This window comes from Streptomyces seoulensis (genome assembly GCF_004328625.1).
Taxonomy (GTDB): Bacteria; Actinomycetota; Actinomycetes; order Streptomycetales; family Streptomycetaceae; genus Streptomyces; species Streptomyces seoulensis.
Window position 1 is genome coordinate 4,209,013 of sequence record NZ_CP032229.1, and the last position, 24,936, is coordinate 4,233,948.

At 73.5% G+C, this 24,936-nt stretch carries 18 protein-coding genes; 11 read left to right on the plus strand and 7 right to left on the minus strand.

Annotation, left to right across the window (positions count from 1 at the left end; all coding sequences use genetic code 11):
- Positions 1-115 precede the first annotated feature (115 nt).
- From D0Z67_RS19705 to D0Z67_RS19715, 3 genes are all read left to right on the plus strand, one after another.
- Positions 116-1,081, plus strand: coding sequence for a zinc-binding dehydrogenase (locus D0Z67_RS19705; RefSeq protein WP_031181168.1), 966 nt, complete (start codon positions 116-118; stop codon positions 1,079-1,081).
- Between the two features lie 106 nt (positions 1,082-1,187).
- Positions 1,188-1,397 (plus strand): helix-turn-helix domain-containing protein, encoded by a 210-nt coding sequence (locus tag D0Z67_RS19710; RefSeq protein ID WP_030807538.1) that lies wholly within the window; start codon positions 1,188-1,190, stop codon positions 1,395-1,397.
- The gene (locus D0Z67_RS19715) at positions 1,397-1,960 is read left to right on the plus strand and encodes a Clp protease N-terminal domain-containing protein (RefSeq protein WP_031181169.1); all 564 of its coding nucleotides are present in this window, start codon (positions 1,397-1,399) and stop codon (positions 1,958-1,960) included. Before D0Z67_RS19710 ends, D0Z67_RS19715 begins: the two co-directional genes overlap by 1 nt.
- A 25-nt stretch (positions 1,961-1,985) precedes the next feature.
- Here D0Z67_RS19715 and D0Z67_RS19720 read toward each other — a convergent pair whose 3' ends face one another.
- The 3 genes from D0Z67_RS19720 to D0Z67_RS19730 form a co-directional block, all read right to left on the minus strand.
- Positions 1,986-3,032 (minus strand): PadR family transcriptional regulator, encoded by a 1,047-nt coding sequence (locus D0Z67_RS19720; RefSeq protein WP_031181170.1) that lies wholly within the window; start codon positions 3,030-3,032, stop codon positions 1,986-1,988.
- A gap of 1 nt (position 3,033) precedes the next feature.
- Positions 3,034-3,918, minus strand: coding sequence for a DUF4097 family beta strand repeat-containing protein (locus tag D0Z67_RS19725; protein ID WP_031181171.1), 885 nt, complete (start codon positions 3,916-3,918; stop codon positions 3,034-3,036).
- Between the two features lie 300 nt (positions 3,919-4,218).
- On the minus strand, positions 4,219-4,398 hold the full coding sequence (locus tag D0Z67_RS19730) for a DUF6104 family protein (RefSeq protein ID WP_003992906.1): 180 nt from the start codon (positions 4,396-4,398) through the stop codon (positions 4,219-4,221).
- A gap of 227 nt (positions 4,399-4,625) precedes the next feature.
- Between D0Z67_RS19730 and D0Z67_RS30585 the strand changes: the two genes are divergently transcribed.
- The 8 genes from D0Z67_RS30585 (at position 4,626) to fxsT (ending at position 17,971) form a co-directional block, all read left to right on the plus strand.
- Positions 4,626-5,363: a CU044_2847 family protein gene (locus D0Z67_RS30585; protein WP_234312738.1), complete on the plus strand. Its 738-nt coding sequence runs from the start codon at positions 4,626-4,628 to the stop codon at positions 5,361-5,363.
- An 80-nt stretch (positions 5,364-5,443) separates the two neighbouring features.
- Entirely contained in the window at positions 5,444-7,459 is a 2,016-nt protein-coding gene (locus tag D0Z67_RS19740) for a VMAP-C domain-containing protein (RefSeq protein WP_338058804.1), read from the plus strand.
- 100 nt (positions 7,460-7,559) lie between these two features.
- Positions 7,560-8,600, plus strand: coding sequence for an AAA family ATPase (locus D0Z67_RS19745; protein ID WP_031181174.1), 1,041 nt, complete (start codon positions 7,560-7,562; stop codon positions 8,598-8,600).
- Positions 8,601-8,607: 7 nt separating this feature from the next.
- Positions 8,608-11,898, plus strand: a complete 3,291-nt coding sequence (locus tag D0Z67_RS19750) for an SAV_2336 N-terminal domain-related protein (protein WP_031181175.1) — start codon at positions 8,608-8,610, stop codon at positions 11,896-11,898.
- A 36-nt stretch (positions 11,899-11,934) separates the two neighbouring features.
- Positions 11,935-12,141, plus strand: coding sequence for an FxSxx-COOH cyclophane-containing RiPP peptide (gene fxsA, locus D0Z67_RS19755; RefSeq protein ID WP_037774942.1), 207 nt, complete (start codon positions 11,935-11,937; stop codon positions 12,139-12,141).
- A 155-nt stretch (positions 12,142-12,296) separates the two neighbouring features.
- Positions 12,297-13,442, plus strand: a complete 1,146-nt coding sequence (locus tag D0Z67_RS19760) for an FxsB family cyclophane-forming radical SAM/SPASM peptide maturase (protein WP_051887655.1) — start codon at positions 12,297-12,299, stop codon at positions 13,440-13,442.
- Entirely contained in the window at positions 13,439-14,836 is a 1,398-nt protein-coding gene (locus D0Z67_RS19765; RefSeq protein ID WP_031181177.1) for an aKG-HExxH-type peptide beta-hydroxylase, read from the plus strand. The genes D0Z67_RS19760 and D0Z67_RS19765 overlap by 4 nt, the downstream gene beginning before the upstream one ends.
- A gap of 129 nt (positions 14,837-14,965) precedes the next feature.
- Complete coding sequence (fxsT, locus tag D0Z67_RS19770) at positions 14,966-17,971, plus strand: FxSxx-COOH system tetratricopeptide repeat protein (RefSeq protein WP_031181178.1); 3,006 nt, start codon at positions 14,966-14,968, stop codon at positions 17,969-17,971.
- Between the two features lie 82 nt (positions 17,972-18,053).
- On the opposite strand, the gene D0Z67_RS19775 is transcribed toward fxsT, so the two are convergent.
- The 4 genes from D0Z67_RS19775 to D0Z67_RS19795 all read right to left on the minus strand — a co-directional run bounded on the left by D0Z67_RS19775 (position 18,054) and on the right by D0Z67_RS19795 (position 24,864).
- Entirely contained in the window at positions 18,054-21,902 is a 3,849-nt protein-coding gene (locus D0Z67_RS19775) for a multifunctional oxoglutarate decarboxylase/oxoglutarate dehydrogenase thiamine pyrophosphate-binding subunit/dihydrolipoyllysine-residue succinyltransferase subunit (protein ID WP_031181179.1), read from the minus strand.
- A 314-nt stretch (positions 21,903-22,216) separates the two neighbouring features.
- Positions 22,217-23,329 carry a HAMP domain-containing sensor histidine kinase gene (locus D0Z67_RS19785; protein ID WP_031181180.1) on the minus strand — a complete coding sequence of 371 codons (1,113 nt, stop codon included), beginning with the start codon at positions 23,327-23,329 and terminating at the stop codon, positions 22,217-22,219.
- Entirely contained in the window at positions 23,326-24,066 is a 741-nt protein-coding gene (locus tag D0Z67_RS19790; RefSeq protein WP_031181181.1) for a response regulator transcription factor, read from the minus strand. Before D0Z67_RS19790 ends, D0Z67_RS19785 begins: the two co-directional genes overlap by 4 nt.
- Before the next feature lie 108 nt (positions 24,067-24,174).
- Positions 24,175-24,864 (minus strand): spermine/spermidine synthase domain-containing protein, encoded by a 690-nt coding sequence (locus D0Z67_RS19795; protein WP_031181182.1) that lies wholly within the window; start codon positions 24,862-24,864, stop codon positions 24,175-24,177.
- Between the last annotated feature and the right edge of the window lie 72 nt (positions 24,865-24,936).

Here is a 24,936-nt window from a genome sequence, read left to right on the forward strand (position 1 = left end):
TTGCGCCGGGCCGGTGGGTCGTCGCCGGGTCCCCGTGAGGGGCTGCGCGCAAGAGGGGGTGTGTCACACCGTCGGATGGTTCCGTCCGGGCGGGGCGGAATCTATCGTCGACGGCATGTTCGCCGCCTATGCCACCCGGATCGACCGTGATCAGCCGCTCTCCGGCCTGGAGTTGGGGGAGCGTCCGGCCCCCGAGGCCCGGCCGGGCTGGAGCACCGTCGACGTCCGCGCCGCCTCCCTCAACCACCATGACCTCTGGTCCCTGCGGGGCGTCGGCCTGCCCGAGGAACGGCTGCCGATGATCCTCGGCTGTGACGCCGCCGGGATCGACGAGGACGGCAACGAGGTCGTCCTGCACTCCGTCATCGGCCAGAGCGGTCACGGGGTCGGCCCCCGCGAACCCCGCTCCATCCTCACCGAGCGCTACCAGGGCACCTTCGCCGAGCAGGTCGCCGTCCCCACCTGGAACGTGCTGCCCAAGCCGAAGGAACTCTCCTTCGCCGAGGCCGCCTGTCTGCCCACCGCCTGGCTGACCGCGTACCGGATGCTGTTCACCAACGCCGGGGTACGGCCCGGTGACTCGGTGCTGGTGCAGGGTGCGGGCGGAGGTGTCGCCACGGCCGCGATCGTGCTCGGCCGGGCGGCAGGGCTGCGGGTCTTCGCGACCAGCCGGGACGAGGCCAAGCGGAAGCGGGCGCTGGAACTGGGCGCCGTCGAGGCCCTGGAGCCGGGGGCGCGGCTGCCGCAGCGGGTGGACGCCGTCATCGAGACCGTGGGCGCCGCGACCTGGTCGCACTCCATCAAGTCCCTGCGTCCCGGCGGCACCGTGGTGATCTCCGGCGCCACCAGCGGCGACCGGCCCTCGCACGCCGAACTGACCCGGATCTTCTTCCTCGAACTCAAGGTCGTCGGCTCGACCATGGGCACCAAGGACGAGCTGGAGGACCTGCTCGCCTTCTGCGCCACGACCGGCGTACGTCCCGTCATCGACGAGATCCTCCCGCTGGACCGCGCCCGCGAGGGCTTCGAACGGCTGGAGTCCGGCGAGCAGTTCGGGAAGATCGTGCTCAGCAACTCCTGAACCGCTCGGCGGAGGAGGCGGGTCCGGTGTGCCGGGCCCGCCTTTTCGCGCACCTCCTTGTCAACGTGGGTTGACATTCCCGATCCTGTCAACCTAGGTTGACATCATGACGGATGCAACGGATCTCGCCCAGCGGGCCGGTGACCGCGATCCGCGGGTCGGGCTGCGGGCCGTGGCCGCACTGCGCAGGCTGCTGGAGCAGCTGGAGGCGGTGCAGGTGCGCGGGGCGCGCAATCAGGGCTGGTCGTGGCAGGAGATCGCCGCCGAGCTGGGTGTCAGCAGGCAGGCCGTGCACAAGAAATACGGGAGGCAGTGATGTTCGAACGCTTCACCAAGGACGCCCGTGACGTCGTCCAGGGCGCGGTCGCCCACGCGGAACGGGCGGGCGTACGGTCCATCGGCGCCGAACACCTGCTGCTCGCCCTCCTCGACCGTGAGGGCAGCCGGGCCTCTTTCGCCTTCGCCGCCCTCGGCCTCGCCGAACGCAAGGACTCCGTGCGCGAGGCGCTGGCCGAGACGCGGCGCCGGGCGGGGCTGACCCGCGCGGACACGGACGCCCTCGCCGGACTCGGCATCGACGTCACGGAGATCGTCGCCAGGGTCGAGGAGGCCCACGGCGCCGGTGCCCTGTCCGGCGACCGCCGGGACACGGGCGGCTGGCCGGGCCGCCGGACCTTCGAGCAGGACGCCAAGGACGTGCTGGAGGGGGCGCTGCGCGCCGCCGTCGGCCGCCGTGACCGGCGCATCGGCGACGAGCACCTCCTGCTCGCCCTCACCGTGCGGCCCGGGGTCCCCGCCGAGGTGCTCGCCGACCACGGCGTGACCCAGGAGTCGCTGCTGCGGGTCCTGTACGGCGAGGGGACCGCCCAGGCGGGCTGACCCGAGTCCACCTGCCGGGGGGGGCTCAGACCTTCGGGCCGTTGAGTATCGCTCCGATGTGGGCCGCCGCCGTCGACAGATGGCGGCGGACGTCCGCGAGCTGGGTCTCGGTGACGCCGTGGTCGCGGGCCGCGTCCCGGACGTCGTCCCGGAAGCGGTCCAGCAGGCGGTCCAGGTCGCGGGCCGGTTCGCCGGTGGGGGGCTCGTGGGTCCAGGCCGGCGTGTACTCCATCGGGAAGTCCGGCGGGGTCTCGGAGTACTCCGGGCCGGGCTCGGCCTTGGCGCCTCCGGCACCCGTCGTGCCGCTCCGCCGGGTGTGCTCCTTGCCGAAGTCGCCGAAGTTGCCGAACTCCCGCGCCAGTTCGGTCAGGCCCTCGCGGACCCCGGTCGGCCAGTCGCCCCGGGTGAAGTGGTCCTGCACCCGCTCCTGGACCCGGCCCGCCAGGCGCCGCATCTCCTCCTGGGCCTGGGCGTTGGCCCGCGACTGCGCCTCCTGGGCCTGGCGCCGGGCCGCTTGCGCCTCCTCGCGGGCGCGGCGGCTCTCGTCCTTGGCGCGCCGAGCCTGCTCCTTCCACTCCTGCTTGGCGCGGCGCATCTCCTCCTTGGCGGTCCGCCACGCCTCGGAGTCGCCCCGGGCGCCCGGCTCGTCGTGAGTGCCCGGACCGGTGCTGCCCGCCTTGCCGGAGCCGGTACGGGAGGCGGCCGCGCGCATCTCGCGCCGGAGGTCTCCCGCCGCGCCCCGGACGTCGGCCTTGATCTCGGCGGCGAGTTCCGCGACGGACTCGCCGATCTCCATCTCCAGGTCGGCCAGTTCACCGCTGCGGTCGGCCAGTTCGGCCCGGCCCGCGTCGGTGATCGAGTAGACCTTGCGGCCGCCCTCGGTGGTGTGGGTGACCAGGCCCTCGGCCTCCAGCTTGGCCAGGCGCGGGTAGACCGTGCCGGCCGAGGGGGCGTACAGGCCCTGGAAGCGCTCCTCCAGGAGCCGGATCACCTCGTAGCCGTGGCGCGGGGCCTCGTCGAGGAGCTTGAGGAGGTACAGGCGGAGGCGGCCGTGGGCGAAGACGGGGGGCATGTCAGAGCACCTTCTTGTCGGTCGTGCCGTCCGTGGGGGAGGCGGAGGCGGGGCCGGACTCCCAGGCGCTGTCGTCGTCCTCCTCGGCCGGGCGGCGCAGCAGGGCGATCGAGCCGGAGACGGTGGTGGCCCGGAGCTTGCCGCTGCCCGAGCCGAGGCGGCCGGTGATCTTGTGGGCGCCCCACTGGCCCTGGACGCGCAGGCCGTCGAAGGCGTTGGAGATCGAGCCGCTCGCGGTGTTCGCCTCCACGTCGGTGTCGCCCGGGTGCGGGAGCCGTATGGCGATCTCGCCGGAGACGCTGGTCAGCCGTACGTCGGTGGGGCCCTCCGGGTCCAGGTCGATGATCATGGAGCCGCTGACCGAGTCGGCGCGCACCGAGGGGCCCGTGCCCTCGACCACCGTCAGGTCGCCGGAGACCGACTTGAACCGCAGGTCGCCGCTGACGGCCTGGGCCTCCACGCTGCCCGAGACGGTGTCCGCGCGGACCGGGCCGGAGACGCCGACCAGGGTGGTGTCGCCGGTGACCCCCTTCACCACGGACGGACCCCGCACCCCGGAGACCACCGCGGCGGCGCCCACGACGCCCACCTCGACGTGGGTGCTCGCGGGGACGGCCAGCGTGACCACCGCGCTGCGGCGCCAGCCGTCACGGTCCAGCCACTTCAGGAAGCCCTTCCAGGGCAGGTCCTCGTACGCCACCGTCAGGGTGCCGTGCCGGTGCGTGACGATCAGGGGTGGGCCCTCGATGTCCGAGATCTCCAGCCGGGCGGAACTCTCCTCGGTGCCCACGACGTTCACCGTGCCGTTGACCACGCGGACGTGCAGCTCGGTCACGGGGGCGTCGAAGCTCAGCTTCTGGGGTTCGGCGACGGTCCACTCGGACACGGGTCCTCCTCGGGCGAGACGCAGACAGGCAGCGGACAGACAGCGGACAGGCAGCGGACAAGCGGGTGACAAGCGGGCGGAGCGGGGCGATGCGCGGTGGGCGAGCGCACCCACCCGTCACGCCATATCGCGTCTCCTGTCATTCACGATATATCGTGGCTGCCGGAAGTCAAGACACCCTTTCGGGGGACGTGGGCCCGGCGCTCTCCGGGCATGGCTGTGCGGACCCTGCCCCTTCGGGCGGGCCCGCAGGCAATGTGGGCGGCGGCGGCCGGCGCCCCCGGTGAGTGCCCCGAGCGGCTACTCGTCGTCCTCGTCGTCCAGCCGCGCCAGCCAGGTGGCCAGGCGCTCCACCGGGACCTCGAAGTCGGGGTTCAGGTCGACGAACGTACGCAGCTGCTCGGCGAGCCACTCGAAGGTGACCTCTTCCTCGCCGCGCCGCTTCTCCAGTTCTTCGATGCCTCGGTCGGTGAAGTACATGGATGACGCTCCGTCGGTTTCTGCAGGGGTAGGGCCGGTCCCGGGCGGGAAGAACCCTCACTCGCGGATGTGACCGCGAGGGGAGAGGGCGCCGCCTGTTCCGGCTGGGGAGCCGGGAGAGGACAGGAAAAGCATAGGCAGCCGCCGGGCGCGATGGGCAGTCGGTGCCGAGGGGGCGCCGGTCACGGCCGGCCACGGGGGACGAGCGGGGAGAGGACGGGGGTCCGATGGACGGGGACTCGACGCGGGTGGCGCGGATCGAGCTGCCGGACGGCACACCGGTGTGGGCGCGGATCTCGGGCGCCGGGGAGCCGGCGTACACCGAGGAGCTGTCGTACACCGACACCGGTTTCCACGAGCGGGTGGAGGCGAGCGTGGAGAGCCTGCACTCGCTGATCACCGGGGTCGCGCGCTCGCTCGCCGGCCCGCTGAGCGCGGTACGGCCCGACGAGGTCAGCGTGGAGTTCGGCATCGAGCTGACCGCGAAGGCCGGCAAGGTCGTCGGCCTCCTCGCGGACGGCGAGGCCAAGGCGGCGCTCACGGTCACCCTGACATGGAACGGCGGGCCGCCCGAGCCGGGGACCGCGCCGGGCGGAGGTGGTCCGGTGCCCCCCGGTGGAGCCGGGCCGGGAGCGGGGCCCACGGACACCGGGCCCAGGCCGGACGGCCCCCCGCCGGGAACCGGCCCCGCGCCCGCAGCGCCCGGAGCCGGGTCCGGGTCCGGGCCCGCGTCACGCGCGCCGAGCCCCGGCCCGCAGCTCGCCTGGGCACCGGATGCGGAGCCGGTACGCCGCGACCTCGCGCCCGTACGCCGTACCCCCGGGACGGAACCGTCGGCCGCCGACCCCGCTCGCACCCCCGCGCCGAGTGCTCACCCGGCACCCGCTCCCCCCGCATCCGCCCCCCAACCCTCCCCACCCCACCGACCCGAAGCGTTGTCCGGTGTGTGGGGGCATCCGGGATGAGCGCGGGGTACGGCGGGGGCGCACCGGAGGGGGACGGTGCTGCGGAGCTTGCGCTGCGTGACCTCGTTCTGGGGGCCACCGTGCGCATTCATCGCGCGGGGGCCGGGTATGCCCACGACGAGCCCGTCAGCTTCCTCGGCAGCGGTTTCTTCGTCGCGCCGAACTGGGTTCTGACCTGCGCACACGTGGTTCACGCCGGGGAGGGGGGCGAGGTCACCGTGGTGTACCGGAACAGCCCCTACGACGAGCCGCGCCCGGTGTCCGGACGAGTCGCCGCGATGCTCCCCGAGCAGACCGGGCGCCCGGTGCCGGGCAGCTGGCCCGCCCCCGACCTCGCCCTGGTCCGGTTGCGGGAACCGGTGGGCCACACCTGTGTGTACATCTCCGAGCGCCCCAACCCGCACTTCGGCGGCACCCAGGTGTTCTACGCGGGCTGGACCGCCCCCAGGGGCAGACTCCAGATCCTGGACGGCCGGCTCACCGTGCAGGGCACCATCAGTGCCTGGTCGCCCGAGGAACAGGTCCGGCTCGGGCAGAACGACCTGCCGTCCGGCGTCTCCGGCGGCCCGGTGGTCGATCCCGTGCGCGGGGAGGTCGTCGGCGTGCTCAAGTCCCGCGCGGACCACGGGGGCGGCGGCACCTCCATCGGCGTGGAGCGGCTGCGCACGCTGCGGCTGCCCGCCGAGGGCGAGGACGTCTACCAGTCCGTCTTCCACGCCCACGACCGCTACCACCGCGACCGCCAGCAGAGCGCCGACTCACCCGACCCCACCTGGGCCGACATCCAGGGCGAACTCGGCGCCCGCCCCGGCCGCACCCTCACCCCGCAGCAGCGCGGCGAGCTGCTCGGACTGCTCGCCGACCTGCCCCCGCCGGTCAGCACCCGAGGGCTGCTCGACGTCCTGCGGGCGCTGCCCGACTTCCGCGTACCGGCGCTGGTGCCCGCCCCGCGCGGCTGGCGGGACGGGCTCGGGCTGCTCTACGAACACGCCCGGCAGGACGGCGCCCTGAAGCTGGTCCTCGACTACGCGATGGGCGTGCTGTCCGCCGAACGCCCGTCCACACCCAGCGCGTTGGCCGCCGAGCGCGCCCTGTGGGAGTGGGTGCGGCACACCGCGACCGCCCTGGACAGTGGTTACCGGCACACCCTGGCCCAGCGGCGCACCGAGCTGCTCGGCCGGGCCCAAGTGGCGCACCGGCAGGCCGCGTCCAGGAGCACGGGCCGGGACACGGCGGTACGGGAACCGGTGCGCCCGCAGCTCACCGCGTACCCCGAGCCCTCCGTACTGCTGGTGGTGCTGCGCCGGGGCTGGGAGCCGGACCACTGCGACTGGTCGGTCTCCGTCGGCGGTGGCCCCGACCAGGAGCCGGCCCGGCTGTACGAGGGTGAACGCGCCCCGCTGGACGGCCTGGCCGCCCATGTGGCCGCGCCCCTCGCCGAGGCGTTCCGGCACTGCGACGAACCAGGGCGGCCCGCCACCCTGTACGCGGCCCTGCCGCACCTGCACCTCAGCCTGCCCGTGGACGACTGGCGGCTCGCGCCCGACGCCCTCCCGCTCGGCGCCGAACGCCCGGTCCTGGTCCGCTGCTCGGACCGCGACCAGCTCCCCGACGAGGCCCCGGCCTGGGAGGTGTACGAGGACCCGGACGCCGAACGCCGGGACCGCTGGCGGCGGTTGCGTCCGCGTACGGCGCACGCCGAGGTGCTGGACTGCGACGACGGCGTGCGCCGGCCCGTACCGGAGACGGCGGTGCTGCGCGGGCTCGGGCCGCAGAGCGTGCCGGTGCTGTGCCGTCCCGGCGATCCGCGCTCGGCGGACGGTCCGGCCGCGCTCGGCCGCGTGCTGCGGGCCGGGTTCGGGGTGGTGCTGTGGCGACGGCGGCCGGACGGCGTGTGCGGGGAGTTCCACCGGGGCGTGAAGACGGCCGTGGACGACGGCGAGGGCGCCCTGACCCTGCCCGGCGTGCTGCACCGGCTGCGCGAGCAGGTGTACGCCGGGCTCACCGAGGCGTACTGGGCGCACGGCACGACCCTGCTGTACGACGACCCGCACCGCCCCCTGCCCGGCACCGGAGACCTGCTGGAGGCCCCGTGATCCGGGGCCCCGGTTCCTCCCTGATCCCCTTACCAGGCGTCCGGCGGCTCGATACCGTGAGGGACGCCCCGCCCCCGGCGACGAGCGACGAGGACCGGACATGACCGAATCCAGCGAGTGGCTCATCTACCGAGGCGCCGGGGAACCCCACGACGGGATGAGCCGGCTGCCCCCGCCCCCGCCCTGGCGCGACTTCTCCGCGCGCGGCGCCGAGACCTCCGCCGAGCCGGGCGAGGACGGTGACGGCTCCCGCGACCGCAGGCTCGGCGCGCACCGGCACCTGGCCGAGCTGCACCGGCCCGGCGCCGAGGAACTGGACATGATCAACGCGGCGCTGTACCTGCGCCGCCCGCTGCTGGTCACCGGCAGCCCCGGCGCGGGCAAGAGCACCCTCGCGCACTCGGTGGCGTACGAACTGGGGCTCGGCGACGTGCTGCGCTGGTCCGTCGTCAGCCGCTCCACCCTCCAGGACGGGCTCTACCACTACGACGCCATCGCCCGCCTCCAGGACGTGCAGATCGCCGCGCAGGGCGGGTACGGCAGCGCGGCCGGGAGCCCCGGTTCCGTGGAGGCGATCGGCGGCTACATCCGGCTCGGCCCGCTCGGCACCGCCCTGCTGCCCTCGGACACCCCGCGCGTGCTGCTCATCGACGAACTCGACAAGAGCGACATCGACCTGCCCAACGACCTGCTGAACGTGCTGGAGGAGGGCGAGTTCGAGATACCCGAGCTGCGCCGCCTGGCCGACCGGCTGCCCGACGGCGAGGCCGAGGTGCTCACCGCCGACGGCACCAAGGTCCGGGTGCGCGACGGCCGGGTGCGCTGCACCTCGTTCCCCTTCGTGGTGCTCACCAGCAACGGCGAACGGGACTTCCCCGCACCGCTGATGCGCCGCTGCGTCCACCTGGAGCTGGGCCGCCCCGACCACAACCGGCTCGCTACCTTCGTCCGCGCCCACCTCGGGGACGAGGCCGCGCGGGCCGGTGACGATCTCATCGCCCGCTTCCTGGAGCGCTCGCACAGTGAACTCCTCGCCACCGACCAGCTGTTGAACGCCCTCTACCTCACCGACGCGGCCGCCCCGCCGAGCCGGGAGCGCCTGGCCGACCTGCTCATCCAGCGACTCGACCGCCCGAGGTGAGGAGCCGATGCCCGACGCACCGGCACGACACGGCCCCGACACCCCCGACCCGTTCGCCGAACTCGTGCTCCGGCTGCGAGGAGCCGGTCTCCAGCCGGACGTGGAGGGGCTGAGCGACGCCCTGTGGCTGGCCCGGTGGACGGGCGAACGCGAGCCGGCCGGTGAGGTCGAGCGCGCCCGCGAGGTGCCCCCGCCCCCGCCCGTGTCCCCACCCGAGCCCCAACTCCCGCCGCCGCCCAGGGAACCCGGGGTCCTGACGCCCGGACCCGACCGCAGCGTCCCGCTGTACCCGTCGCCCCGTGACGGCCAGGTCCGCGTAGGGCCCGGCACCCGGCTCACCGCACTCCCGGTCGGCGCCCCGGCCGCCCCCGTCCTGCCCTCCACCCTCGAACTCCAGCGCGCTCTGCGGCCCTTGCAGGCGTACCGCAGTGCCGCGCCCGCGCTCCGCCGTGAGCTGGACGAGACCGCGACCGCCGAACTCAGCGCCCAGGCAGGCGGGTTGATCCTCCCGGTGTACCGCGAGGTGCGGCGCGGGGACACCCGGCTGCAACTGGTGCTGGACGCCGCGCCCTCCATGCGGGTGTGGGACCGTCTCTTCGCCGAACTGGAAGAGGTGTTCGCACGCTTGGGGGCCTTCGGAGACATCCGGATCGCCCATCTGCACACCGGGCCCGACGGCGAGGCCACCGTCAGCGCCGGCGCCGATCCGCGCGGGGCGCCGCAGCACACCGCCGACCGCCTCAGCGACCCCACCGGGCGCCGGATCACCCTGCTGGTCAGCGACTGCGCGGGCCCGCTGTGGCGGTCCGGCGGCGCGCACCGGCTGCTGCACCGGCTGGCCCGGCTCGCCCCCGTCGCCGTGCTCCAGCCGCTCCCGCAGCGCCTGTGGAGCCGCACCCGGCTGCCGGTCACCTACGGCGAACTGACCCGTGGCGACACCCCCGGCGGCACCGCGCTGCGCGTCCGCACCCCCGACGGCGCGCCCCTCGTACCGCCGCCCGGTGTGCTGCCCGTGCCGGTGCTGCCGCCCGAACCCGTGGCGCTCGGGGCGTGGGCGCGGCTGCTCGCCGGGGCCGGTGCCGGGCCGGTGCCCGGCGCGGTGGGCTGGGTGCGGGCCGACCAGCCGCCCGTACCGCAGGCGCGCGCCGGGCGCAGGAAGACGCCCGTGGAGCGGGTCAGCCGGTTCCGCTCCGCCGCCTCACCGGCCGCCGGTCGCCTCGCCGTCTACCTCGCCGCCGCCCCGCTCTGCCTGCCGGTGATGCGGCTGGTGCAGCGCACCATGCTGCCCGGCTCCGGCCCCGCCGAACTCGCCGAGGTGCTGCTCGGCGGCCTCGTCCAGCGGGCGGGGGAGGACCACGGTCCGGACGCCGGACAGTGGTACGAGATGGAGCCGGAGGTGCGGGAGGCGCTGCTGTCCACGCTCGGCCGGGACGAGGCCCTGCTCGTCCTCAAGCACTGCTCGGAGTACATCGAGCAGCGCTTCGGCAAGGGCGGCGCCAACTTCCCGGCCCTCGCCCTCGCCCAGCTCGGCGGCGCCGCCCACCCGGCACGCGGGGACGAGAACCCGGCCGAGGCGGGCCTGTTCGGCGCGTATCCCGGTGACCACGGCGACGCCACCCTCGTCCCGCAGCCCTTCGCCGAGGTCGCCGCGCGGGTGCTGGAGCGGTTCATGCCGCTGCCGGAGCAGTTCCGGCTCTACGGCACCCGGCCCGGCACCGCCGCCGGACCCCGGCCCACGCATCCGGCGGTGGTCCGCGCCCGGACGCTGCTCGCCCGGTTCGACGCCGAGGGCATGGTGCAGGACGTGATCGACGCCGTACAGCTGCTGCGCGGGGCCACCGAGAACGAGCGGCCCGCCGGGGCCGACCCGGAGCTGTGGGCCGAGTACGCGCACGCCACGCTCCGGCTCTGGGAGGTGCAGGGCGGCTCCGCGCTGCTGGCCGAGGCGGAGGCCGCCGCCGAGCGGGCCGTGGCGCACCCGCACGCCCAGCGGGAGCGGGCCGCGCTGGCCCGGGTGCTGCGCGCGGCCGCCACCGACCGCAGACGGCGCGACGACCGGCCCGCCGCCCTTGACCTGCTGCGCCGCGCCGACCGGGAGTACGCCGTCGCCTGCGCCGCCCCCGACCTGGAGCCCGCGCAGGCGCTGAAGCTGACGCTGGAGCGGGTCGGGGCGCTGGAGGCGCAGTGGCGGCTCGGCGGGGACAGCGCGCTGCTCCAGGGCGCGGTCGGCATGCTGGAGGCGTTCGCCGACTTCTGGCCCGACCGGGGACACCGCCCGCCCGAACTGCCCCTCGCCCACGGCCGGCTCCTGCTGCGCCTGGCCGACGCCACCAGCGACCCCGTACAGGCGCGGGGTTACGCGGCCCAGGCAGCCGGCTCGCTCCGGGACGCGCTGGCCGCCGGTGTGGACGGGGGACGCGAACTCGTGCTCGTCCGGCTGGACTTGGTCGACGCCCTGCTCCGCTCCGGCGGTGACCTCGCCGAGGCCCAGGAACGCGTCGACGCCGCGCTCGCCGTGACCACCGGACGTGCCCTGCGCGCCCAACTCCGGGTCCGCGCCGGCCGGATCGGGGTCGCCCGGTACGCCGAGACCGGCGATCCCCGCGAACTCCGCGACGCGGCGCAGGAGTTCGCCCGCGCAGCCGCCGACACCTCCCGGGAGGCCCCCGGTTACCCCGACATCCTCGCCGAGTGGGGTGAGGTGCTGCTGCGCCGGGCCGACGCCGAGAGCGGGGAGCGGAGCTGGGAGGCGCTCACGCAGGCGATCCGCGTCCTGCGGGCCTGCCGGGGCGAGACCCACACCGGCAGCCCGCACACCGCGCACCGCCTGCTGATGCTGGGCCGCGCCCTGATCCGGCGCTACCGGCTTCAGGACGACCGGGTGGACCTGCGCGAGGCGGAGCACCTCTTCGGGCTGGCGGCGGCCGAGGCGGACGACCCGCTGCTGGCCGCGCGCTGCTCGCTGGAGCTGGGGCAGGCGCAGTACGAGGCGTACCGGAGCCTGGCCCGGCCGGCCCGGCTGGACGACGCGGTGGACGCCTTCCGGGCGGCGGCCGAGTCGGCGCGGGAGGCCGAGGCGGCGGCCGAGTCGGACCGCGACCGCCGGATCGCCGTCGAACTGGGCGCGCAGGCGCACCACTGGCGGGGTATGTCCTATGAGGCGGCCACCCGGCCGCGCGCGGCCCGCGAGGCGTACCGCGCGGCCCGCGCCGAATGGGCGCGGCTGCCCGAGGACAGCCTCGGCACCGGCGCCCCGACCGCCGAGGACACCGCCGGCCGGCTCGCCGGACTCGGCTGACCGGCATCCACCGAGGCACCACCACGGGAGGCAGCGATGACCAGCGCGGAGGACGGGACACCCGTACCGCAGGACGGGACACCCGTACCGGAGCACGGCGAGCCGCTGCCCGACCTGCTCACGCTCGACCTGGAGGAACTGCGCACCCTGGACCACCCCGTGCTGCGAGAGGTCCTGGACACCCTCACCGAACGGGCCGGAAGACCCGCCGAGATGCTCTGGGGCTTCAACAACTGCCTCTGATCCAGCTGCCCTTGGCCACCCGCACGCTCTTGGTCACCCGACGGCGGAAACCGGCAACTTACGCCCCCGTGCGTTTGGCCCCGGGCCGCGACCGGGAACGCACCCGCACACACGGGCGAACGAGCCGCGCCCGCATCGCGGTACGGGGGTACGGGATGTCCGGGACGAGCGCCGCCCCGACGCGGGCGCGACCGCGCCCCTTCCGCCAGTTCATCGTCAAGGCGCACGGCCGCTGCAACCTCGCCTGCCGCTACTGCTACCTCTACGAGGGCCCCGACCACACCTGGCGCGCCCGCCCGGCCGCCGCCCCCGCCGAGGTGCTCGACCGCACCGCCGACCGCATCGCCCGGCACGCCCGCGACCACGCCCTGACCGCGCTCTCCCTCGTCCTGCACGGCGGCGAACCCCTGCTGGCCGGCGCGGACACCCTGGCCCGCTTCACCGGGACCGTCCGCGCCCGCGTGCCCGACGGCTGCGCCGTGCACGCCACCGTGCAGACCAACGCCACCCTGCTCACCCACGACCGGGTGGCCGTCCTCGCCCGGCACGGCATCCGCATCGGCATCAGCCTCGACGGCGGCACCGCCGCCCTGAACCACCGCCGCGTCGACCACGCCGGACGCCCCTCCTGGCCCGCCGCCGCACGCGGCGCCGGCCTGGTCGCCGACCACTTCCCCGAGGCGTACGCGGGCGTCCTCACCGTCGTCGACCCCACCACCGACCCCGTCGACACCTACGAGTCCCTGCTCGCCCTCCGCCCGCCCGCGCTCGACCTGCTGCTGCCCCACGGCAACTGGTCGGCCCCGCCCCCGCACGGCGGCGCGTACGGCGACTGGCTGTGCCGCGTCTTCGATCGCTGGTGGTCCGCCGGGCGGCGCGAGACGCGGGTACGGCTCTTCGAGGAGTGCCTCGCCCTGCTGCTCGGCCTGCCCGCCGCCACCGAGTCCCTCGGGCTCGCCCCCTTCGACGCCGTCGTCGTCGAGACCGACGGCTCCATCGAACAGGTCGACTCGCTGAAGTCGGCCTACGACGGCGCCGCCGAGACCGGGCTCGACGTGTTCCGGCACGACTTCAACCAGGCCCTCGCCCACCCCGGCGTCGCCGCCCGGCAGACCGGGCTCGCGGGGCTGGCCGCGCGCTGCCGGGCCTGCCCGCTGGTCGCGGTCTGCGGGGGCGGCCACTACGCGCACCGGTACCGCGCCGGGAGCGGCTTCGACAACCCGTCGGTGTACTGCGCCGACCTCCAGCGCTTCATCCGGCACGTGGCGGCGCGGCTCGCCGAGGAAGGAGGCACCCCGTGACGGCACCCCTGGACCGCGCCCTCGCCGAACTCAGCCACACCGGCGGCGGCCCCGACACCCTCGCCCTCCTCGTCCGCGACCAGGACACCCGGCGCATGCTGCTGCTGCGCGCCGTCCTCGACGCCGCCGAGGGAGCCGGCCCCGCCGACTGCCCGCCCGCCGCCACGCGCCGGCTGCGCGAGGACTGGGCGCTGCTGACCGAGGCCGACCGCGCCGCCGACGGACCCCGCTCGCCCGCCCGGACCCGGCTCACCTACCCCTTCACCGGCCCCTGGGCCCGCCGCTGCCTGACCGCGCTCACCACGCCCGGGAGTGCAAGTGAACTCCCGCTGGAACTCGCCTACTTCAGCGCCCTCGCCGCGGCCGCCGCCGCCCGCGCGGGCCTGCCGTTCAGTACCGGACTCACCGCCCGCGACGGCCTGCTCTGCCTGCCCTCCCTCGGTGTCCTGCGCACCGGGCGGACCGGCTCCGCCGCCATCGAGGTGCGGCACAAGAACGGCCGCCTGACCCTGCGCAGACGCGGCGCCCCCGATGTGCACGTCCGCCTGGAGCAGGGCGTCGGCGCCTGGTCCGGCGCCCCCGCCTGGACCCCGGCCCACGCCCTGCCCGGACTGCTGCCCGGCGCCGCCCCCGTACCGCTGGACGACCTCGACCCGTACCGCACCCCGCCCCGCGACCCCGCGCGGTTCGCGTTCGGCGGGGCCGGCGGGCCCGACCACGCCGAGCGCAAGCGCTGGCTGCAGGCGTGGTCCGGTACCGCGCAGGCGCTGCGCACCGGCGGCGAACAGCGGCTCACCGAGACCATCGCCCTGCTGCGCTGCCTCGTCCCGCTCGCGCCGCCGCCCGGCTCGGACGGCCCGGGCAGCTCCAGCGGCACCCGGCGCGAGGCGTTCGGCGCGCTGCTCAGCACCACCCCCGCCACCCCGACCGCGCTGGCCGCGACCCTCGTCCACGAGATGCAGCACACCAAACTCGCCGCCCTCGGCGAACTCGTGGAACTGCACCGCGCCGGACCCGAGGCCCGCTACTTCGCCCCCTGGCGCCCCGACCCGCGCCCCTACGACGGCCTGCTGCACGGCACCTACGCCCATCTCGCGCTGGCCGGCCACTTCCAGCGCACCGCGCTCGCCGAACCCGCCCGCCGCGAGGCCGCCTGGGCCGAACACGCCCGCTACCACGCCCAGGTCTCCGCCGCCCTGCCCGCGCTCGTCGCCTCACCCGACCTCACCCCGGCCGGACGCCGGTTCGTCGACGGCATGGCCGCCGCCCACGAACTGCTCTCCGCCCGCCCCGCACCACGGGGGCACACGGCGCGCGCGCAGGCGTACGTCAAGGCGGTGCGCACCCTCTGGGCGCAGCGACAGCCCCCCACGCCGCCGATCCCGAACCGGTGAAATGCCGACTTCGCACCTTCCGCTGCGCGAAGATCGGCCCACCGAGGCGTTCGGTTCCGGCGGTCGCCGTACTCCCCAGGGCCGCGCCGAGGTTCTACGATTTCCTGTCTACGTGCTGGAGGCCGCCGCATGTCTGAGTCCCGTACGCCGGCACCGAGCGGGAACGGAACCGCGCGGCAGACCGTCACCATCAGCTTCGCCGGGTTCAACCGGGCCTGGGCCGCCTGGATCGGGGACCGGCTGGAGCGGCGCGGCCTCCGCGTGGTCTACCTGCGCTGGGACGCGCCCCCGGACCAGCCCCTCACCGGCCTGCTGCGCGACCTCACCCTCGCCGAGGGCCGCACCCTGATCGTGGTCAGCGAGTGGTACTTCCAGCTCGGCCCACGCACCCACGACGAGTGGAACGCGGCCCTGCGCGAGGTCGTCGGCGCCGACCCGGGCCGGTTCGCCGCCGTCTCCGTCACCAACGCCCCGCTGCCCTCCGCCGTCGCCGCGCTCGCCCCCGTCGACCTCACCAACATGGGCGCCGACGAGGCCGAACGCCGGCTCATGGACCGCCTCGACCTGCCCCACGACACCCGCCACGGCGACGACCCCGGCCGCCCCGCGCCCCGCTTCCCGGCCGCCATGCCCGACGTGTGGGGCGGGGTGCCGCGCCGCAACACCCGCTTCACCGGCCGCGAACCGCTGCTCAACGACGCCTACCACCTGCTCCAGGGCAGCGACCCCGGCGCGGGCGTCCTCACCCTGCACGGCATGTCCGGCGTCGGCAAGACCCAGCTCGCCGCCGAGTACGTCTACCGCTTCGGCTCCGAGTACGACGTGGTGTGGTGGGTCAACGCCGAGAAACGCGTCAGCTACCGCCGCCTCCTCGCCGAACTCGCCCCCAAACTCGGCCTGTCCACCGGCGCCGAGTACGGCGAACGGCTGCGCGCCGTCCGGGACGCGCTGCGCCGGGGCACCCCGTACTCCCGCTGGCTGCTGGTGCTGGACGGCGCCGACGAACCCGACCAGATCTGGGACCTCGTCCCCACCGGCCCCGGCCACGTCCTCATCACCTCCCGCAACCCCGAGTGGAGCGAGCACAACAGCAAGCTCCTCGAAGTCCCCGTCTACGGCCGGGACGAGTCGGTCGCCTTCATCCGGCGCCGCGCGCCCCGGCTCACCGAACCCGACGCCGACCAGCTCGCCCAGGCGCTGGAGGACCTGCCGCTGCTGCTCGACCAGACCGCGGGCTGGCTCAACGACTCCGACCTCTCGGTGGAGGAGTACATCGCCCTGCTGGACGGCGGGATCGACCAGGACGTGGTCAAGGTGTCCGCGGACTTCCCGCTCGCCTTCCAGACCGCCTGGTCGATACTGCTGAACAAGCTCCGCGAGACCGTCCCCGAGTCCGTCGACCTGCTCCGGCTGTGCACCTTCTTCGCCCCCGGCTTCATCCCGGTGCGGCTGCTGAAGGAGATGAACCACGACGACCTGCCCGAACAGCTCGCCGGGCTGCTGGACGACCCGCTGCTGTGGAACAGGGCCGTCAACCAGCTGCGCCAGTACTCCGTGGTCCGGCTGGAGTCCCACGAGGCCACGCTGGACGAGGCCGTCGCCTCCGGCGAGTCGGTCTACCTGCACCGGATGGTCCACCAGATCGTGCACAAGGACATGCCCGAGGCCGACCGGAAAGAGTTCATCGAGGTGGTCCGCCGCGCCCTCGCCGAGGCCGACCCCGGCCGCCCCACCGACACTCGCAACTGGGACGCCTACGCCGAGATCGTCCCGCACCTGAAATACGCCGACGTGCTGCGCAGCAAGGACCGCAGGGTGCAGGGGCTGGTGCTCAACTGCCTGCGGTACATGCTGTTCGCGGGGGAGTACACCGCGGGCGTCAACCTCGGTGGCCGCGCCCTCGCCACCTGGCGCGAACTGCTCGGCGAGTCCCACCCCCGGGTGTGGGAGGTGACCTACCACTACGCCAACCTGCTGCGCTCGGCCGGCCGCTTCCAGGAGACCGAGGCCATCGACCGGGCCGCCCGCGAGCAACTGCGCGCCGAACGCGGCGAACACGACCTCGACCACCTCAGGATGGCCGGCGGACTCGCCGCCGACCTGCGGGAACTCGGCCAGTACGACGCCGCCCTCGAACTCGACCAATGGCTCTACCCCACCTACCGCGAGCTGTTCGGCGAGCACGACTCGCGCACCCTCAACGCCCAGAACAACCTCGGCTTCACCCTGCGCCTCCTCGGCCGGTACGAGCAGGCCCGCGGCTTCGACACCCGCACCCTGGAGGCCCGCCGCCAGCTCCTCAAGGGCCGCCACCCCTGGACCCTGTTCTCCGAGGTCTCCTACGCCGTCGACCTGCGCCTGCTGGGCCGCTACGCCGAGGCCGAGTCCATCCAGGCCAAGAACGTCCGCGAGTACCGCATCGTCATGGGCCCGGACAACCAGAACACCCTGCGCGCCGAGCACAACCTCGCCCTGTGCCGGCTGCGCGGCGGGGACCGGGCCGGGGCGGGCGAACTGCTCACCCGCGTCCTGGAGGGGCTGGAGCGCAAGCTCGGGGACAGCCACACGCACACCCTGGCCGCCGCCGTCAGCCAGAGCTGCTTCGCCCGCGAGCACGGCGACATCGACCAGGCCCGCGAGGCCAGCGAATCCGTCCTCGCCCGCTACGAACTGCTGCTGCCCGAGGGCCACCCCTTCATCATCGGCGCCCGCGCCAACCACGCGCTGGTGCTCCGCAGCGTCGGCGAACGCGACCACGCCCACGTACTGATCGAGCAGAGCCTCGCCGACATGTCCGCCGCGCTGGGGGAGACCCACCCCTACGCGCTGGGCTGCGCCGTCAACGCGGCCGCGCTGCGCAACCTCGTCGGGGACACCGAGGCCGCCGCCGACCTCAGCCAGATCACCATCCTGCGCGCCACCGACACCCTCGGCCGCACCCACCCCCTCACCCTGACCGCACGCGTCGCCTACGCGGCCGACCTGCGCGCCCTGCGCGACCGCCAGCAGGCGGAGAAGGTCGAACAGGAGGCCCTCGCCGACCTCGCCGCCACCCTCGGCCCCCAGCACGTCCACACCATCTCCGCCCGCTCCCGCAACCGCCCGTACTGGGACTTCGAGCCGCAGGCCAGCTGAGGAAAGCCCAGGGCACGAAAAGGGCCCGGCCCCCGGATCAGATCCGGGGGCCGGGCCCTTTTCGTTGCTCAGCGAGCCGGGGTCACGCCTCGAAGACCTCGTTCACCAGCTGCTCCTGCTCCGCCTGGTGGCGCTTCGCGGAGCCCACCGCCGGGGAGGAGCCGTGCGCGCGCGAGATGCGGCGCAGGCGCTCGCCCGCCGGGACGTCGGCACCGACGGCCAGGTCCAGGTGGTCGATCAGGTTGAGCGCGATGAACGGCCACGCACCCTGGTTCGCCGGCTCCTCCTGCACCCACAGGTACTTCTCGGCGTTCGGGTACTTGTTGACCTCGGCCTGGACCTCGGCGCCGGGCAGCGGGTACAGCCGCTCGATGCGGATGATCGCCGTGTCCGTGGCACCGCGCTTCTGCCGGCCGGCCTCCAGGTCGTAGTAGACCTTGCCGGAGCAGAAGACGACCTTGCGGACGGCGGCCGGGTCGACCGTGTCGTCACCGATGACCGGACGGAACTCGCCGGAGGTGAACTCCTCCGCCTTGGAGGCCGCGGCCTTCAGACGCAGCATCGACTTCGGGGTGAAGACGATCAGCGGCTTGTGGTCCGGGTTGTGGACCTGCCAGCGCAGCAGGTGGAAGTAGTTCGCCGGCGAGGTCGGCATGGCGACCGTCATGTTGTTCTGCGCGCAGAGCTGGAGGAACCGCTCCGGACGGGCCGAGGAGTGGTCCGGGCCCTGGCCCTCGTAGCCGTGCGGCAGCAGCAGGACCACACCGGAGGTCTGGTTCCACTTCTGCTCGGCGGAGGAGATGAACTCGTCGACGACCGTCTGCGCGCCGTTGACGAAGTCGCCGAACTGCGCCTCCCACATCACCAGCGCGTCCGGGCGGGCCAGCGAGTAGCCGTACTCGAAGCCCATGGCCGCGTACTCGGAGAGCAGGGAGTTGTAGACGTTCAGCCGCGCCTGGTCCTCGGAGAGGTACTGGAGCGGGGTGTACTCCTCGCCGGTCTCCCGGTCGATGAGCACCGCGTGGCGCTGGCCGAAGGTGCCGCGCTGGGAGTCCTGGCCCGCCAGGCGGACCGGGGTGCCCTCCAGCAGCAGCGAACCGACGGCCAGGGTCTCGCCCATGCCCCAGTCGATCGTGCCGTCCTCCACCATCGCCGCACGGCGCTGGAGCTGCGGCTGGAGCCGCGGGTGGACGGTGATGTTGTCCGGGACGTTGACCTGGGACTCGGCGATCCGCTTGACGACCTCGGCGGAGATCGCGGTCGGGACCGCGGCCGGGAAGCCGTCCTTGGGCGGCTGGACCTCGCCCTGCGCCGGCTGCGAGGTGACCTCGCGGACCTCGGTGAAGACCTTCTCGAGCTGGCCCTGGTAGTCCTGGAGCGCCTGCTCGGCCTCCTCCAGGGTGATGTCACCGCGGCCGATCAGCGACTCGGTGTACAGCTTGCGCACCGAGCGCTTCTTGTCGATCAGGTCGTACATCAGCGGCTGGGTGAAGGCCGGGTTGTCCGACTCGTTGTGACCGCGGCGGCGGTAGCAGATGAGGTCGATCACCACGTCCTTGTTGAACGCCTGGCGGAACTCGAAGGCGAGCCGCGCGACGCGGACCACGGCCTCCGGGTCGTCACCGTTCACGTGGAAGATCGGGGCCTCGATCATGCGGGCCACGTCGGTCGCGTACATCGAGGAGCGCGAGGACTCCGGGGCGGCGGTGAAGCCGACCTGGTTGTTGATGACGATGTGGACCGTGCCGCCGGTGCGGTAGCCGCGCAGCTGCGACATGTTCAGGGTCTCGGCCACCACGCCCTGGCCCGCGAAGGCCGCGTCGCCGTGGATCGCCACCGGCAGCACGGTGAAGTCCGTGCCGCCCTTGTTGATGATGTCCTGCTTGGCGCGGGCGACGCCCTCCAGGACCGGGTCGACCGCCTCCAGGTGCGAGGGGTTGGCGACCAGGGAGACCGCGATCTGCTCGCCGTCAAGACCGGTGAAGGTGCCCTTGGCGCCCAGGTGGTACTTCACGTCGCCGGAGCCGTGCATCGACTTCGGGTCGAGGTTGCCCTCGAACTCCCGGAAGATCTGCGCGTACGACTTGCCGACGATGTTGGCGAGGATGTTCAGCCGGCCGCGGTGGGCCATGCCGATGACGACCTCGTCCAGGCGCGACTCGGCGGCCGAGTCGATGACCGCGTCCAGCAGCGGGATGACGGACTCGCCGCCCTCCAGGGAGAACCGCTTCTGGCCGACGTACTTGGTCTGCAGGAACGTCTCGAACGCCTCGGCGGCGTTCAGGCGGCGCAGGATGCGCAGCTGCTCCTCGCGCTCCGGCTTGGAGTGCGGGCGCTCGACGCGGTCCTGGATCCACTTGCGCTGCTTGGGGTCCTGGATGTGCATGAACTCGATGCCGGTGGTGCGGCAGTACGAGTCGCGCAGCACGCCGAGGATGTCGCGCAGCTTCATCATCGACTTGCCGGCGAAGCCGCCGACAGCGAACTCGCGCTCCAGGTCCCACAGGGTGAGCCCGTGCTCGGTGATGTCCAGGTCGGGGTGCTTGCGCTGCTGGTACTCCAGCGGGTCGGTGTCGGCCATGACGTGGCCGCGGACCCGGTAGGAGTGGATCAGCTCGAAGACGCGGGCGGCCTTGGTGACGTCGTCGTCGTGGCTGGCGTCGATGTCCTTGAGCCAGCGGACCGGCTCGTAGGGGATGCGCAGCGCCTCGAAGATGTCGTCGTAGAAGCCGTTCTCGCCGAGGAGAAGGTTGGCGACCTGGCGCAGGAACTCGCCGGAGGCGGCGCCCTGGATGACCCGGTGGTCGTAGGTCGACGTGAGCGTCATGACCTTGGAGACGCCGAGCTTGTTCAGGGTGTCCTGGCTGGTGCCCTGGAACTCCGCCGGGTAGTCCATGGAGCCGACGCCCATGATCACGGACTGGCCGGGCATCAGGCGCGGCACGGAGTGCACGGTGCCGAGGCCGCCGGGGTTGGTCAGGGAGACCGTGACACCGGTGAAGTCGTCCATCGTGAGCTTGCCCTCGCGGGCGCGGCGGACGATGTCCTCGTAGGCCTGCCAGAACTCGAAGAAGTTCAGCGTCTCGGCCTTCTTGATGGCCGCGACGACGAGCTGGCGGTCGCCGTTGGGCTTCACCAGGTCGATGGCCAGACCGAGGTTCACGTGCGGCGGCTTGACCAGGGTCGGCTTGCCGTCCTTCTCGCCGAACGAGTAGTTCATCGGCGGCATGGCCTTGATGGCCTGCACCATGGCGAACCCGATGAGGTGCGTGAAGGAGATCTTCCCGCCGCGGGCCCGCTTGAGGTGGTTGTTGATGACGATGCGGTTGTCGAACAGCAGCTTCACCGGGACCGCGCGGACCGAGGTGGCCGTCGGCAGCTCCAGCGAGGCGTTCATGTTCTTCACCACGGCGGCGGACGGACCGCGCAGCGTGACGTACTCCGGGCCCTCGGGGGCCTCGGCGGCGGGCGCGGCGGCGGCCTTCGGCTTGGCCGCGGGCGCCGGGGCCTGCTTCGCCGGAGCCGGAGCGGCCTGCGCGGCCGGGGCGGCCTTGGCCGCGGGTGCCTGCGCCGGGGCCTGGGCCGGCGTGGCCGGGGCCTGCGCGGGCTTGGCGGCCGGGGCCGACTGGGCCGGTGCCTGGGCCGGGGCGGGCGCGGCCGGAGCCGGTGCGGCCTGGGCCGGCGGAGCGGTGGGGGTGGTGCCCGCGGCCCCCGCGGCCGCGGTACCCGCCGGAGCCGAGGCGGCGGGCGCCCCCGGCTTGTAATCGGCGAAGAAGTCCCACCAGGCACGGTCTACCGAATTCGGGTCCTGGAGGTACTGCTGATAGATCTCGTCGACGAGCCACTCGTTCGGGCCGAACGCCGCGGCGGCGTTCTTCCCGGCTTGGTCGTCGGTGGAGACGTTCGAGTTACTGGGGGACTGTGGCGACACGGCGGTAACCGCCCTCTTCCGCTTCACAAGGTGATGGACAGCGGGAATAAAGGCTACGCCTCCCAGAGCGGGAAGGTCAGGTCGGGCCCGTTCATCGTCGTGCAAGTCACATCGGGAACCGCGTTTCGGGCCGCGAAATGGCGGGAAACAAGCGGGGTTCCGGATGCGGACGGGGAATCGCGGGCACGCCTGATCGGGGCCCTGAGCGTCCTCGCTCCGCGCATCGCGCCGGCCCGTGCCTGATCACACGTGTCCGCCTGGGCGAACGATTGTGATCTTGATCATCCGACTGAACCGCAAGGGGACCGGGTGCGTCAACTCGACGCCGATGCCGTCCCCGGAAGGGTGACGATGATCCGGCAGCCCCGCTCGGATTCGGCCACACCGATCCGGCCGCCGTGCAGATCGACCGCCCAGCGGGCGATGGCCAGCCCCAGACCGGTGCCGCCGTCGCTGCCCGGACCGTGCGGGCGGGTCACCTGGCCCCGGTTGAACCGCTCGAACACGCGGTGCCACTCCGAGCGGGGGATGCCCGGACCCTCGTCCAGCACTTCCAGCTCCAGCGACTCCGGGCGCGAGCCGCGCCGGGCCCGCACCGTCACCCGGCCGTGCGGGGGGCTGTGCTTGACCGCGTTGTCTATGAGGTTCGCCACGACCTGGTGGATGCGCTCGGGATCGGCGTGCGCGGTCAGCTCGGGCGGCGACACGTCCAGGTGCAGATGCACGTCGGTACGGGTGTGGCTGCCGGAGCCGGAGGCGATGCCGGCGCGCGCGGAGGCGACCATGTTGGCCTCCTTGAGCACCCCGGACAGATACGGCCACACCTCGAAGCGGCGGGCCTTCAGCGGGACCACGCCGTTGTCGAGGCGGGAGAGGTCGAGCAGGGTCTCCACCAGCCGGCCCAGCCGGTCGGTCTGGCGCAGCGCGGTGCGCATGGTCTCCGGGTCGGCCTCGGTGACGCCGTCGACGATGTTCTCCAGCACCGCGCGCAGGCCAGCGATGGGGGTGCGCAGCTCGTGCGAGACGTTCGCCACCAGCTCCTTGCGCTGGAGGTCCTGGGCCTCCAGCTCGTCCGCCATGACGTTGATCGTGACGGCGAGGTCGCCCAGCTCGTCGCGGCGCCCCTCGCTCACCCGGCGTGTGTAGTCACCGTGCGAGATGGAGCGGGCGACCGCGTTCATCTCGTCCAGCGGCGCGGTGAGCGAGTGGGCCACGAACTGGGTGATCAGCAGCGTGGCGATCATCGAGAAGACCGTGATGAAGCGCAGCTCGGTCTTGGTGTGCACCGCGATCATGGAGAGACCGGTGGTGATCAGCACCGAGATGACGACCAGCGCGCCCAGCTTGGTCTTGATCGAGAACGGGCGTACGCCGCCCCAGGGTTCGGCCCCGGAGCGCCGGCGCCCCGCTTCCCGTCCTCGGCTCACGGGGTCGGCGTCTCCAGCGCGTACCCGACCCCGTGCACCGTGCGGATGCGCTCGGCGCCGATCTTCCGGCGCAGGGCCTTGATGTGGCTGTCCACGGTCCGGGTGCCCGAGGCGTCCGCCCAGTCCCAGACCTCGGCGAGCAGCTGCTCGCGGGAGAGGACCGCGCGCGGGGTGTTGGCCAGGCACACCAGCAGGTCGAACTCGGTGGGCGTCAGGTGGACGTCGTCCGACTTCACGCGCACCCGGCGCTGGGCGTGGTCGATCTCCAGCTCGCCGAGGCGGAGTATCCCTGAGCGGGGCGTGGTCGCGGCGAGCGCGGCGCGCTCCATGCGGCGCAGCAGGACGTGCACCCGCGCGGCCAGTTCCCGCATGGAGAACGGCTTGGTCATGTAGTCGTCGGCGCCGACCCCGAGGCCGACCAGCATGTCGGTCTCGTCGTCGCGCGCGGTGAGCATCATGACCGGCACCGCGCGGGACGCCTGCACCCGGCGGCAGACCTCCAGGCCGTCGAAGCCGGGCAGCATGATGTCGAGGATCAGCAGGTCGGGCTGCCATGCCTCGGCCGTGTCGACCGCCGACGGACCGTCACCGGCGGTCTGCACGAGGAATCCCTCGGCGCGGAGCCGGGCCGCGATGGCGTCGACGATTGTGGGATCGTCCTCGACGACCAGTACCCGGCGCTGCGCGCCCTGTGACGTCGTCGCCGCACCGGTCTGGGAGGTGTGTGTCTGCTCCATCGCCCGCCCCTGTTGCTTTCCGGAATCCGTGGGGTGATCCCATGACTGCGATTGACGCTTGAATGATCCGCGTCACGCTGCACATTACGGGGACACGCCGGGCCGTCGCTATCCAGGTCGGACGGCGAGATGGACCACGTCGGGAACGCCACGGGCAACGGGGACCTCTTCGGTACGCACCTGTCGGAACCCGGCATTCCGCAAGGTTCCTTCAAATTCCGGAGAGGGCTGCGCGGACCATGTCGCAAGGACCCCGCCGGGCCTCAACACCCTTGCGCACGCGGCGAGTCCGCGTGGTGTGTAGAGCCCCTGGTTGCCCTCCGTGACGGTCCAGCCGGGTCCGTTGTCGATGTCGAGACATACCGCGTCGAACGTGTCGGATGTCTCATTGACGAAATGGACCAGATCCGCCTCCACGACGCGCGTGCGCGGGTCGGCCAGTGCCCCGGCGGAGATCTCGGCCAGCGGCCCGGCGCGGTGCCAGTCGATGACGGCGGGCTCGCGCTCGATGACGGTGATGCGTCCCCAGCGGGGGTCGGCGGCCGCGTGTGCCAGAGAGAAGCCGACGCCGAGCCCGCCGATCAGCACCTCCGGCGCCGGGCGGTCGTCCAGCGCGTCCCGCGCCGCGTCCACCAGTAGCCGCTCCGAGCGGCCGTCGGAGGTGTCCATCAGGAAGCACCCGTTGGCGATGATCTGGAGCAGCGCCCCGCTGCGGCGCAGCGCCACCTCCCCGTACGGTCCCTCGCGCCGGTCCAGGACAACCGGTTCCCCGGCGCTGCTGTCGTGCGTGCCAGTCATACGGCCATCCTGCCCCGGCGGGCGTGCGGGGGATTTCCGTTCGCCGAGAGCGAACGATGTTCGGGGAACATT